The sequence below is a fragment of the Streptomyces sp. NPDC030143 genome, assembly GCF_055573695.1.
The window spans coordinates 194,966-207,503 of the sequence record NZ_JBVIAY010000006.1 but is presented as its reverse complement, the minus strand read 5'-3'; the positions used below and the strand labels follow the sequence as shown (position 1 = coordinate 207,503).

Annotated in this window: 8 protein-coding genes and 1 pseudogene; 2 read left to right on the top strand and 7 right to left on the bottom strand. The window is 74.2% G+C overall.

The window, feature by feature from the left end:
• The first annotated feature begins 128 nt into the window (after positions 1 to 128).
• A complete protein-coding gene (locus ACZ4YY_RS13500) occupies positions 129 to 1,361 on the top strand; it encodes an MFS transporter (RefSeq protein ID WP_468288155.1) in 1,233 nt (410 codons plus the stop codon).
• Positions 1,362 to 1,691: 330 nt separating this feature from the next.
• Here ACZ4YY_RS13500 and ACZ4YY_RS13495 read toward each other — a convergent pair whose 3' ends face one another.
• The 5 genes from ACZ4YY_RS13495 to ACZ4YY_RS13475 all read right to left on the bottom strand — a co-directional run bounded on the left by ACZ4YY_RS13495 (position 1,692) and on the right by ACZ4YY_RS13475 (position 9,534).
• Positions 1,692 to 2,546, bottom strand: a complete 855-nt coding sequence (locus ACZ4YY_RS13495) for a GNAT family N-acetyltransferase (RefSeq protein WP_468288152.1) — start codon at positions 2,544 to 2,546, stop codon at positions 1,692 to 1,694.
• Positions 2,547 to 2,621: 75 nt separating this feature from the next.
• Positions 2,622 to 3,782 carry a substrate-binding domain-containing protein gene (locus tag ACZ4YY_RS13490; RefSeq protein WP_468288149.1) on the bottom strand — a complete coding sequence of 387 codons (1,161 nt, stop codon included), beginning with the start codon at positions 3,780 to 3,782 and terminating at the stop codon, positions 2,622 to 2,624.
• A gap of 47 nt (positions 3,783 to 3,829) precedes the next feature.
• Positions 3,830 to 4,987 (bottom strand): ABC transporter permease, encoded by a 1,158-nt coding sequence (locus tag ACZ4YY_RS13485; RefSeq protein WP_468288146.1) that lies wholly within the window; start codon positions 4,985 to 4,987, stop codon positions 3,830 to 3,832.
• Entirely contained in the window at positions 4,984 to 6,489 is a 1,506-nt protein-coding gene (locus ACZ4YY_RS13480) for a sugar ABC transporter ATP-binding protein (protein WP_468288143.1), read from the bottom strand. Before ACZ4YY_RS13480 ends, ACZ4YY_RS13485 begins: the two co-directional genes overlap by 4 nt.
• An 81-nt stretch (positions 6,490 to 6,570) precedes the next feature.
• Positions 6,571 to 9,534, bottom strand: coding sequence for a SpoIIE family protein phosphatase (locus tag ACZ4YY_RS13475; protein ID WP_468288560.1), 2,964 nt, complete (start codon positions 9,532 to 9,534; stop codon positions 6,571 to 6,573).
• Between the two features lie 158 nt (positions 9,535 to 9,692).
• Here ACZ4YY_RS13475 and ACZ4YY_RS13470 point away from each other — a divergent pair, with 158 nt between their 5' ends.
• Positions 9,693 to 10,427 carry a hypothetical protein gene (locus tag ACZ4YY_RS13470; RefSeq protein ID WP_468288557.1) on the top strand — a complete coding sequence of 245 codons (735 nt, stop codon included), beginning with the start codon at positions 9,693 to 9,695 and terminating at the stop codon, positions 10,425 to 10,427.
• Here ACZ4YY_RS13470 and ACZ4YY_RS13465 read toward each other — a convergent pair.
• A pseudogene (locus ACZ4YY_RS13465) lies at positions 10,420 to 11,187 on the bottom strand (arginase family protein); the annotation flags it as partial. The gene ACZ4YY_RS13470 and the pseudogene ACZ4YY_RS13465 sit on opposite strands and share 8 nt — an antisense overlap.
• A 154-nt stretch (positions 11,188 to 11,341) precedes the next feature.
• Positions 11,342 to 12,436, bottom strand: coding sequence for a DUF6183 family protein (locus tag ACZ4YY_RS13460; RefSeq protein ID WP_468288141.1), 1,095 nt, complete (start codon positions 12,434 to 12,436; stop codon positions 11,342 to 11,344).
• Positions 12,437 to 12,538: the final 102 nt, after the last annotated feature.

The window sequence follows — 12,538 nt, the reverse complement described above, 5'->3', positions numbered from 1 at the left end:
TCCCGCGCCGCCCCGGCCTCCCGCGCCTCCGGCCTTCGGCGGCGTGTGGGTGTGGTGAACATCGGCAACACCCGGGCGGTCGCGGTGGGATCGTCGGCTCGACGGGGACGCGACCGGAGAGAGACGGGATGCCGACGGGACTCATCGCACTGGCCGTCGGCGGATTCGGCATCGGCCTCACCGAGTTCCTGATCGCAGGGCTGCTGCCGCAGGTCGCGTCGAGTCTCGCGGTGTCCGAGGCGGCCGCCGGCTGGCTGATCTCCGGATACGCGCTGAGCGTCGCGGTCGGAGCGATCGCGCTCACCGCGGCCACGGCACGGCTGCCCCGGAAGCAGGTCCTGGTCGGCCTGGTGGTCCTGTTCGTCATCGGCAATCTGCTGTCGGCGACCGCACCCGGCTATCCGGTCATGCTCCTCGGACGGATCGTCGCGGCGCTGTGTCACGGTTCGTTCTTCGGCATCGGCTCGCTCGTCGCGCGCAGTCTCGTCGAGCCGGAGAGGAAGTCCCGCGCCGTCGCCGTCATGTTCGCCGGGCTGACGCTCGCCAACGTGCTGGGCGTGCCCTTCGGGGCGCTGGTCGGTGAGCGCTGGGGCTGGCGGGCGGCCTTCTGGGCGGTCACCGGCATCGGTCTGCTCGCGCTCGCGGGAATCGTCGCCCTCGTCCCTCGACGGGCGGGCGAGACACCGCCGTCGGAGCGGCACGCTGCGCGACCGGCGCCTCCCGGCGGACTGCGGGCCCAGCTCGGCGCCTTCCGGTCCGGGCAGGTCTGGCTGACCCTGGCGGCCACCGCGCTCAGCTACGGCGGGATGTTCGGCGCCTTCAGCTACATCGCCTACACGTTCACCGAGGTGAGCGGCTTCTCCTCCGGGGACGTCGCCTGGCTGCTCATGGTGTACGGCGTGGGCCTGGTCGTCGGCAACCTGGTCGGCGGACGGGCCGCCGACCACGACCGTGACCGCACGCTGGTCCTCTCGCTGCTCGGCCTCACCGTCACCCTGGCGGCGTTCGGCCTGCTGGCCGGCAGCGCCCCGGCGTCGGTGGTCCTGGTGTTCCTCATGGGGCTGTTCGGGTTCGCCGGTGTTCCGGGCATGATCACGCGCGTCACCGACTTCGCCCAGGGCGCGGCACTGGCCGCGAGCGCCAACGTGTCCGCGTCCAACGTCGGCAACGCCCTCGGCGCCTGGACCGGGGGCCTGGCGATCACGGCGGGCCTCGGCTACACGGCACCGCTCTACGTCGGCGCCGGCATCACCCTCACCTCCGTCGTCGTCATGGTCGTCGCCGCGCACCGGGCCAGGACGCAGGACGCCGCACCGGCCACCGCAACGAGGACCGGACCGGCCGCCGAACCGAGGAGATGAACCGCGGACGCCGCCGCCGACGCACAGTGGGCGGCACCGCCCCGCCGGGCAGCGGGAGCGCCGACGGACAGACCCGGAGGCGCCGGCGGACAGACCCGGACGCGTCAGTGGACGCGCCCGCGCGTGTCGCTGGCGGCCCCGGCGCCCCTAGGGGCTGTATCGAGAGTCCCGCGCACAGCACACGGCGCCCGGCATGCCCTCTCGCCGCACTGGCCGAAAGCCCGAGTGCATCCGGTACGAGCGCTCTGGTCCGGCACGCCGAGAGCACGCACCGGACACCGCCGGCACCGCGGGCACCGCACAGGACTTTCGAAACACCTCGAAACACCCCTAGGACCGCGCGGGCTGGTTGGCGATGAGCAGCGTCGTGCCGGCGGGGCGGAAGCCCAGGCGGGAGTAGAGGCGCGCGACGGCCGGGTCGGCGTAGGCGAGGAAGACGGTGCTCACCCCGTGGTCGCGGGCGTGTCCGACCAGGGCCGTGGTGACGGCGGCGGCCAGGCCCCGGCGGCGGGCGACGGGCAGGGTGGCGATGCCCCCGATCTCGGTGGTGCCGTCCGCCGGGTGGTAGTGGCCGACGGCCAGCGGGGTGCCGTCCGGGGCGAGCGCGGCGACGAGCGTCTTGTGCCCGGCTCGGATCGTGGGGGAGGTCGTGGCCACCGTGCCGTCCTCGGTCAGTTGTCCGGCCACCGCCGACAGTTCCTCGGGGCCCGCCGAGCCCACCGCGGTGCCTGCGTCGGCGAAGGCCAGGCGGGGGAGGGCGAGGGCCGCGGGCAACGCGGGATCGTCGGCCGTCAGGGCGCGGAGCGTCACGCCCTCGGGCAACGGCTGCCGGGCGACCGGGCGGTGACGGTCCAGCACCATCAGGGGTCGTTCCGCCACGGGGAGACCGGCGGCCTCGATGGTGGCCCGCACCGTCGGTGCCGTCTCGGCCAGCCACTCGAACGCCTCCGGCACGCCGAGTTCGCGCTGCCGGGTCCGCACCCGGGCGATGTCGTCGGCGGTGACGCCCGCAGACCCCGCCGCGGTCGGTCGGGCATGGCCGGGGCCGCCGTAGTACGGGGCACCCGGTTCCGTGCGCACGAACAGCTCCAGCGGACCGAACTGCTCCGCCTCGGAGAACAGCAACGGCACGGTGGCGTAGTACCGCTCGATGCGGGTGCGCAGCGGGGTGATCATGCATCGCATCCCATCACGGACGGCTGCCGCACCGCACCCCCGTGTGGGCACCGCACGCCCGACCCACCGCCACGGCGGGCGCGTTCACCTGCCCCAGATCCTCCGGTAGGCCTCCCGGTACCCCTGCGGGTCCCAGGAGGTGGCGCCGTCGGTGTTGTCGGGCGTGCTGATGTGGACGGGGGCCACATAGCCGCTGGGGGGACGGCCGGAGAAGGCGCGGTTGAACTCGTCGACGATCTGCCAGCCCTGCAGGGACAGTGGCTCGGGGACGGTGGCCGCCTGGTACTGCCTGCTGTCGATGCGCTGGAAGGCGGACGGATCGCCGTCCCCGGCGCCGATGTTGAAGGGCGGACCGGACCCCTTGCGGCCGGCGGCGCGGAAGGCCGGGGCGGCGTCGGCGAAGTACAGGTCGTTGATGGCGACGGAGTGGGTCCACCGGTCCTGGAACCGGGACAGGAGCGCGGAGACCTCCCGGGGCGTGCGGCTGCTCGCGTCGGGGATGGGGATGTTCTCGTAAGCCAGCAGCTTCACCCCCGCGCAGGTGGCGAGCTCCTTCCTGATCAGCTCGGACTTGTTCCTGGCGAAGGGGATGGAGGCGTCGGTGAGGATCACGACACCGGCGTTGCCGTCGGAGCCGGCGATGACCCACCGGGCGCTGATCCTGGCCACCTCCTCGACCCTGGTGGTGATGTTGGTGAAGAGCGCGGGGCGCCGGCTGGGGCCGGGGGCGGCGACGGCGTGCCAGCCGATGAGCGGGATGCGGGCCGCGCCGGCCCGGGCCAGCTGCTGGGAGGTCGAGGCGGGGTCGAAGCCGCCGATGACGATGCCCGCCGGCCGGAGGGCCACGGCCTCGCCCATCGCCGCCTGGATGCCGGCGGGGGTGCCGCCCCCGTCGATCACCCGGACGTTCCAGCCGATGACGCGCGCGGCCTCCCGCACTCCGTCGGCGGCGCCCGCCACCCCGGGGTTGGTCATGGTCTGCGCGACGTAGACGATGTTCCGCGCGGACACCGCCGGGGGGCCGGTGGTCGGTCCGTTCCACGGGATGTCGGTCTCCTCCGCCCGGCCGACGGAGGCCTGGGCCGCGGCGTGGGTGGCGGGGCAGCCGTTCGGGCCGGTGGCGGAGTCCTCCGGGTCGCTCGACGAGCCGCGTTCACAGCCCGCCAGGACGGTCGCCGCGGCCAGCAGCGCGGCGGCGGAGCGGGCCCCGCGGACACCGGGGGTGGGCTTGCGGTTGCGGTGCACGGAAGCTCCTCGCGAAGGGATGCGTGGGCGGGGGCGACCGACGGGGGTCACGGGGTGCTGCCCGCCGCCCCGCCGTCGTGCGGCGGGCCGGACGGCGGCTGCGACGGCCCGGCGGGCCCGTCGCGGGCCGCGGTGACGCCCGTGCGCAGCCGGCGGCGCACGGCGTAGCCGGCCAGGCCGACCGCGAGCAGCAGGGTGCCGCCGTGGAACAGCGGCACAGTCCAGAACTGCGCGCCCATCTGCCCGATGCCGGTGAGGCCGACGGCGAGGACGGCGACGGCCACGAGGGTGCCCAGGGCGTTGGGCCGGCCCGGTTTGATCGCGGTGGAACCGAGCAGGGCGCCGACGAAGGCGGGCAGCAGGTAGTCGAGGCCGACGCTGGGATTGCCGATCTGCTGCTGGGCCGCGAGCAGCACCCCGGCGAAGCCGACGATCAGCCCCGAGGCGGTGAAGGCGTACACGGTGTGCCTGCGGACCGGAATGCCGAGGAGCTCGGCGGCACGCGGGTTCGAGCCGACGACGTACAGGTACCGGCCGAGCGGCAGCCGCTCCAGCACCAGCCAGAGGACCACCGTGAGGGCGAGCACGTAGAAGGCGGGTACCGGGAGCCCGAGGAACGTCGAGTCGTACAGGTCGGTGAAGGCGGCCGGCAGGCCCTGCGGGCCGGGGACGATCCGGCCGCCGTCCGTGACCCAGCCGGTCACGGCGTACAGCATGCTGCCGGTGCCGAGCGTGGCGATGAAGGAGTCGATCCGCCCGAACTCGACGACGACCCCGTTGAGGACGCCGACGACACCCCCGCCGACGATCACCACGAGGCAGGCGAGCGGCCATGGCCACCCTTCGTCGACGATGAGCTGCATGACCATGACGTGCGCGAGGCCGAGGCCGTAGCCGAGGGAGAGGTCGAACGCCCCGGTCACGATGGGCACCATGGCCGCGAGGGCGAGGATCGCCGGGATCGACTGGGTGGACAGCACCGAGTCGACCGTGTCCAGGGTGGGGAAGGTGCGGGGCAGCGCGAGGGAGAAGACCAGGACGAGGAGGACGGTGAGGGCCGGCAGGCCGTAGGCGCCGACGAGGTGTCCGCCCTGGCCGCGCGGCCTGCCCGGGAGGTGCGGCCCGCCCCGTCGCCGGGGTCGGCTCGGCCCGCCCGGCCCACGGGGGCGCGGCGGGGGCGACGAGGGGGAGGGCGAGGGGGTCACCGGTCGGCCGCTGTTCCGGAGTCGGGCAGGGCCGAGGCCGCCCGGGTCAGCCCGACGACGGTGAGGGACGGACCGCTCAGCTCCGCCGTGACGGACCCGCGGACGAAGACCAGGGCACGTCGGCACACCCCCGCGACCTCCTCGAAGTCGGTGGAGACGAGCAGCACCGCGAGACCGGCGGCCAGCGCCTCGTCGAGCAGACGGTGGATGGCGGCCTTGGCCCCGACGTCCACGCTGGCCGTCGGCTCCTCGAGGATCAGCAGCCGCAGGCCCGGCCGGAGCCACCGCCCGATCATCACCTTCTGCTGGTTCCCCCCGGACAGGGTGGCGAGGGGGCGCTCGCTGTCGCGGGGCCGCACCGAGAACCGATCGACGAGGGTGGCGGCCTCGTAGCGTTCCCGGCGCGGGCCGATCCAGCTCAGCGCCGGCCGGCCGGCCGCGCGCGGGTCGGCCAGGAGGTTCTCCCGCACGGTCAGCTCGGCGAAGCAGCCCTCCAGCTGTCGGTCGCCGGGCACGAAGCCGACACCGGCCCCCACGGCGTCGGCGACCGTGCGGGGGGCGTACGGCCGGCCGCCGAGACGGGCCCGCCCGCCGAGCAGCGGCCGGACTCCGGCGACGGCCCGGCCCAGATCCATGTGCCCGGCACCGGTGAGACCGACCAGGCCCACCACCTCACCCGGCCGCACCTCCAGGTCCACCGGCCCCGCTCCCGCGGTCCGGACGCCGTCGAGGACCAGGACGGCCGGGCTGCCCGCCGGTGCCCTCGCGGGACGGCGGGCGGCCAGCTCCTCGCCGACGATGTCGCGCATCAGCCGCGCGGGGCCGTGGTCCGCCAGCGAGCCGTGGCTGACGAGGCGGCCGTCGCGCAGGACGGCGAAGGTGTCGGCGACCTCGTAGACCTCGTCCAGGCGGTGGCTGACGTAGAGGACGGCGTGCCCGCGGTCGCGCAGGGTGTGCAGGACGCGGAACAGGCGGGCGCAGTCGGCGGCGGGGAGGCGGGCGGTCGGCTCGTCGAGGACGATGAGCTCGGCCCGTGCCGCCAGGGCTCGTGCGACGGCGACCAGCGAACGTTCGGCCGGGGCGAGCCGGGAGACGGGTGTGTCGGGATCGAGGTGCGCGGCGAGGGTCCGCAGGGCCTCGGTGCAGCGCTCCCTGGCCAGGCGCCAGGAGACGAGGCCGGCGCGGCGCGGATAGCCGGTGCCCAGGGCGATGTTCTCGGCGACCGTCATCCACTCCACCAGGCCGAGGTCCTGGTGGATGAAGGACATGCTCCGGGAGGCGGCCTGACTGCCGAGCGGGTGGCCGCTCACCGTGATCCGCCCCGCGTCGGCGTGGTGGACGCCGGCCAGCACCTTGATGAGCGTGGATTTCCCGGCCCCGTTGGGGCCGAGGAGGGCGAGGACGCTGCCGGTGTGGACGTCGAGGTCGACGCCGGCCAGCGCGACGGTCCCGCCGAACCGCTTGACGAGCCCGCGGACGCGGACCAGAGGTTCCACGGACATCTCCGGTGATCGGCCTGGCATTCTTCCCGTCTGTCACCAGCGATAGTAGTGGGGGATGTGCCGGTATGACGGTATTTGTCCCTACATGCCGTGGAGGCCGCACTCCGCCCAGATGACCTTGCCCTCCGCCGTGTAGCGCGTCCCCCAGCTCTGCGACAGCTGCGCGACGAGGAACAGGCCGCGCCCGCCCTCGTCGGTGATGGCCGCCCGGCGCAGATGGGGAGCGGTGTCGCTGGTGTCGGAGACCTCGCAGATCAGGGTGCGGTCGTGGAGCAACCGGACCCGAATGGGGCCGGAACCGTGACGGATGGCGTTGGTGACCAGCTCGCTGAGCATCAGCTCCGCGGCGAACGAGGCCTCCTCCAGCCCCCAGTCGGCCAGCTGGCGCAGGGCCGAGGCGCGGACGTCGCTGACGAGCGCCGGGTCGGCGGGCAGTTGCCAGGTGGCGATCCGGTCGGGGTCCAGGGCGTGGGTGCGGGCGACGAGCAGGGCGATGTCGTCGCAGGGGCGGGCGGGCGCGACGGTGTCCAGGACCACCTGACAGGTCTCCTCGGGCGTGCGCTCCGGGTGGGCCAGAGCCGTGCGCAGCTGGTCGAGGACCAGGTCGACGTCCCGGTTGCGGTCCTCGATGAGTCCGTCGGTGTACAGGACAAGATGGCTGTTCTCCGGCAGGTGGATCTCGGCGGACTCGAAGGGCAGGCCCCCCAGACCCAGGGGAGGTCCGGCCGGCAGGTCGGGGAACGACACCGAGCCGTCGGGACGGACCAGGGCGGGCGGGGGATGGCCGGCGCGGGCCATGACGCACTGCTGCGAGGTCGGGTCGTAGACGGCGTACAGGCAGGTCGCCCCGATGATGCCGGCGCCGTCGGACACGGGGTCCTCCCGGTCCAGCCGTCCCACGAGGTTGTCGAGGTGGGTCAGGACCTCGTCCGGCGGGAAGTCGAGCTCGGCGAAGCTGCGGGCGGCGGTGCGCAGTCGGCCCATGGTCGCGGCGGAGAGCATTCCGTGGCCGACGACGTCGCCGACGAAGAGCCCGATACGGGTACCGGACAGCGGGATGACGTCGTACCAGTCCCCGCCGACGTCGGATTCGGCCGGCAGATAGCGGTGGGCGACCTCGACGGCGTCCTGTTCGGGGCGGCCGTGCGGGAGCAGGCTGCGCTGCAGGGCCAGGACCATGGTCCGTTCGCGGGTGTAGCGCCGGGCGTTGTCGATGGACAGCGCGGCACGGTGGGTGAGTTCCTGCGCCAGCGAACGGTCGTCGTCCTCGAAGGGGGCGGGATCGCGCCCGCGGTAGAAGCCGACGACGCCCAGGACGACCCCGCGGGCGACCAGCGGCACCGCGATGAGCGAGTGAACGTGGCGCAGCAGCCGGGCGGAGTGCTCGGGGTCCTGTGCGAGCCAGCCCGCGGCGGTCCTGAGGTCCGGTTCCAGCACCGCCTGCCCGCCGGTCAGGGACCGCAGCTGCGGACTGGTCGGTCCGTGGACGACCTGCTCGCCGACCGGGCTGAAGGGCACGTCGTCGCGGATGCCGTGGACGACCGTACGGCGCAGGTCGCTGCGGGGGTCGACGGGTTCCTCGCCGCGCAGGACGGCCTCGGACAGGTCGACGGTGACGAAGTCGGCCAGCCGCGGCACCGCTGTCTCGGCGAGCTCCCGTGACGTACGGCGCACGTCCAGGGTGGTGCCGATGCGGGTGCCGGCCTCGGACAGCAGCTCCAGACGCCGTCGCGCGGCCAGGGCGAACGTCCCGACGTGGGGTTCCCCCACCATCAGGAGCCCGCTCACGCCGGGCGGGGTGTCGTGGTGGCCCTCGCCCGGGCCGTCGGCCCCGCCGGCCGCGAGGCCCGCGTCCGCCACGGCGACCCCGCGGCCGGGCACGCCGTCCGTGAGATGCCCGGACGTCGGAGCGGCGGGGGAGTGGGCGGACGCCGTAGCGGCCGAGTGGTGCGGGGACGCCGGAACGGCGGAGTGGTGATCGGACGTCGCTGGAGCGGGAGGGTGCCCGGGCGCCGTGGTGACGGAAACGGTTCCGGACGGGGCGAACGGAACGCCGGCCGGTCCGGCGAGGAGTTCCAGGGGCCGGTCGGTCTGGTACGGAACGGCGCGGTGCACGTGCGAGGAAAGGCCGGGCAGCACCGCCTCGACGGCGATGCCGTCCACCCCGGAGGCGCTCGTCATCGGACGGCTCACGAGCCTGATCAGCCGGCCGTCGGGCAGCGACACGTCGAGCGCGGCCCGCTGCCCGCCGGCGATCAGCTCGGCGGCCTTCTCCATGAGGATCGTCCGGTCGCGCTCGTGCAGAGCCAGCGCCAGCTCGGCGACGCCGACGCCGTGGTGATCGCCGACGCCGGCGGCCGAGGCGTCCAGGTACGCCCGCAGCAGAGCGCGCTCCCGCGCGGAGCTCTGCGCGAGCAGTCGCCGCTCGATGGCCCGGGCCGCCTTGCGTATCACCGGGTCCAGCGACGGGTGCTCGACGCTGCGCGGATAGCCCAGGCACAGGACGCCCTCGATGCTTCCGCTGAGCGGGTCGCGCACGGGAAGGGCCCGGCAGGCACTGCCCTGGGACCGCTCGGCGAAGTGCTCGGCTCCGTAGACCCGGATGGCCTGCCGCTCCGCCAGGGCGAGACCGATGCCGTTGGTTCCGGCGTACCGCTCGGCGAACACGAATCCCGGCACGGTCTGGATCGCCGGCAGGCGTCCGGCCATCGACGCCTTGCCGAAACGGCGCAGGAGAACCGTCCCGCTCGCGTCCGCCACCGAGATGTTCATCTCGCTGCCGTCGAAGCGGGCCTGCAACCGGTCGAGCACCGGCACGGCCGCGCGGACGATCCGGCCGTCGGGGTCGAAGTCCGCCCGGAAGGGAAGGTCGGACTGGTCGGGCGACAGCCCAAGCGAGCGCGAGCGCCGCCAGGAGTCCAGGATCGACGGCCGCACGCCCGCCCTGACCGGCTCCCCCTGAAGGAACCGCTCACGGAAACGCGCGGGCCCCGTGCCGCCTGTCGCACGCCCCGCCTCTGGGAGTTCACCGCCGGACCGAACCACGCTGCGCCTCACACGCGCCTTCGACAGCGCGCTTTTCCGGAAAAATCTGGCATTGACGAGAATACGTGTATTGGTGAACGGAGTCACTGTCGACAAGATTCCCGTGGACGGTGTCCGGGGATCACGAGGCGGTGACCGGCGATGACGAGGCGGTGACGGTGAGGGCGCACAGGGCGGACGCCGGACGCCGGTCGTGGCTGCGCTTCGACGGCTGGATCGCCGGAGTGGGGACCACCTCCGGCACGCGCATCGTGGTCGGCGACTGGCGCCGGTCGCCGTTCGGGCCGTTCAGTGACGTGATGGTGGAGCGGGCCGACGGCGAACGGCTGCTGCTGGCCCCCACGCGGGAGACCGCGGACTTCGTCGCCGACACCTACACCTTCGACGCCGTGCGCGTCGTACCGGTCCGGGTGCGTGTCGCCGACGGCACCTGGACCGTCACCGCCGGACCGCTGGATCTGCGCTTCACCACCGGCCGTCGAGGGTTCCTCGGGCACGTCCTGCGCGCCGTGCCCGGCCCGCTCGCCCGCCGTCCGGCGTGGAGCGCGCTGACGGACCGGCCCGCCCGTCTGCTGCTGCCCGGGGTGCGCACGCGTGGCCGGGTCCGCGCGGACCGCCGGGAGTGGTACGGCGCCCGGGACCTGCTGCCGATCCGTACGGTGTCCGCGGTCTTCGAGGGCACCGACCTCGGTGCCGCGGCGGTGGTGGAACCGCCCGTGCGCTTCGGATTCGGCTCGGTGCCGCGACGACCGGCCGTCACCCGGGTCACGACGACGGTGGCGCCGGACCCCGAGCGTCGTCACCCGTCCGTGCCGACAGGCTCCGGCGCAGGCACGCGGCGAGGCGCACGGCGAGCGCTCCCGTGGGGTCGAGGCGGGGGTTGTAGATCGTGACGTCGAGGCCGACGGCTCGTTCGTCGGCCAGCGCCGTCCGCAGCACGCACTCCAGCTCCGGCCAGGTCAGCCCGCCGGGGAGGCGGTAGTCGACGGCCGGCATGACGGCGTCGTCGAGGACGTCGACGTCGAGGTGGACCCAGAAACCGGCGTCGCCTCCGCCGGTGAGGTGGGCGACCGCCGCACGCGCCGCCGCGTCGGCGCCGACCGCGCGCACTCCGTCGAGGTCGATCGCGTACAGCCGTGGCGGCAGCGGCTGCATGCCGGCCGCGGCGGACTCGGCGGTGTCGCGGAAGCCGAAGGCGACGACGTCCTCGTCGCGCAGCAGGGGACCACGGCCTTCCAGGTCGGTGAGCAGCCGGGGCCCGCGGCCCGTGGCCAGGGCGAGTTCCATCGAGGCCGCCTCGCCGGCCGGCTCCGCCGACGGCTGGTAGAAGTCGGTGTGGCCGTCGAGAAACAGCAGGCCGTGGCGTCCCCGGCGCCGCAGGCCGAGGAGATTGCCGAGCAGGACGGTGCAGTCCCCGCCGAGGACCACGGGGAAGCGGCCGCGATCGAGGACGGCGCCGACCGCGTCGGCCAGCTCGACGGAGTACCGCGCGATACCCGCCGGGTTCAGGATCCCGGTGGCCGCGTCGCGCCGCGGGTCGTACGCCGGTGCCTCGACCCGGCCGGCCCGCTCCGCCCCCGGCAGGTCCGCCAGTCCGGCTCGGAGGAGGGCTGTCGGCAGGTCCTGGACGCCGGACGGACGCAGCCCCAGCACGGACGGCGCCTCGATGATCGCCCACTCCCGCACGACCGTGTCCCTTCGCCGACGCGGCGACCGCTCCCGCTCATGGTCCCGTGGAACGGACCCTACGCCGAGCGGGTCGCGGGCGCTGCCGTCGGTGAGGCCGTCGTGCGGCCGGGAAGCGGCGTCAGTCCGTGTCGTTCGCCGCCACCACGGTGAGACGGGTGCGGGTGGGGTCGAGGACGGCGAACGCCGTGTCGGTCAGGTCGTTGGTGAACCACCGGTTGGCGGTGGACCGGGCGAAGGCGAAACGCAGCCAGCGGTGGTCCGCGGCCAGGCGTACGGCGTCGTGATGCGGGACGTCGGGCTCGAGGCCCATCACCGCGTAGAGGCTCCGCCAGGTGTGCAGACGTGCGTAGGCGCCGAACTGGCCCTCGCCCCACAGGCCCCCGGCGAAAGCGGCGACGAAGAGGTCGGCGGCGAGGTCGTCCCCGGTCGTGTGGACCGTGGTGACGAGGTCGGGGGCGGCGAACTCCAGACACTCGGCGTCGAGTTCCGCGAGCAGCGCGGCGTTGAGGTCGGCCGGCTCCAGCGGCTCGGCCAGGGTGTAGAAAGCCGCCTCGCGACGGCCCAGTCGGGCGAAGCCGGCGGTGGCCGCCCGGGCGCGCTCCTCGTCCGCGACCCGCCGTGCGGCGCGGCCGGCGCGGGCCCCGCCGTCGGTGGGCGGCAGCTCCGGGTAGGCGGCCCGCAGGTGGTCGGGGCTCGGGGACCCGACCAGGGAGCCTTCCGTCGTGCGCCTGCTCCGTATCGGCCACTCGAAGCGCAACGCCTGCAACGGAAGCCAGGACAGGGGGTGTTCCAGCCGGCGCAGTCCGTCGCCGTAGGCGAGGTAGACGTCCTGGTTGCTCCGGTGACCGAAGCCGAAACGCAGCGCCATCTCGTGCAGCAGACATGCCCGCAGCTCGGTCGCCGGGTCCTCCGGGGACACCGGGGTGTGCCGCTCGAAGAGCGGCTTCAGATGCGCGGTGCTCGCTCGCTGCGCCAACCGCCAGGCGGTCCGCCGGGCCGTCCTGCGCCACGCCTTGGGCGTCTGCCTCCCGGCGAGCTCCTCTCCCAGCCGCACGGCCCAGTCGGTGGCCGCCGGTGTCTCCTGTTCGGCCAGCAGATCGGCCAGCCCGTCCAGGGTCCGGGGTTCGGTCACCGTCAGCGCCAGTTCGTACACCCGCTCGGGATCCTGTGAGGCGTACACCTTCAGGGAGGCGTCGTCGGGGAGTTCGTTCATGCCGGGACCCTACTGATCATCATCCGGCGTGCAGGTCACGTCATCCGGTCGGCGACGCCGTGGTGGCGGTGAGGACGGCACCGCGGCGGCGCACGTGGTCGG

Coding starts and splice junctions, on each gene's coding strand:
- ACZ4YY_RS13500 (WP_468288155.1), top strand. CDS start 129: ATGCCGACGGGACTCATCGCACTGGCCGTCGGCGGATTCGGCATCGGC.
- ACZ4YY_RS13480 (WP_468288143.1), bottom strand. CDS start 6,489: ATGTCCGTGGAACCTCTGGTCCGCGTCCGCGGGCTCGTCAAGCGGTTC.
- ACZ4YY_RS13460 (WP_468288141.1), bottom strand. CDS start 12,436: ATGAACGAACTCCCCGACGACGCCTCCCTGAAGGTGTACGCCTCACAG.
- ACZ4YY_RS13495 (WP_468288152.1), bottom strand. CDS start 2,546: ATGCGATGCATGATCACCCCGCTGCGCACCCGCATCGAGCGGTACTAC.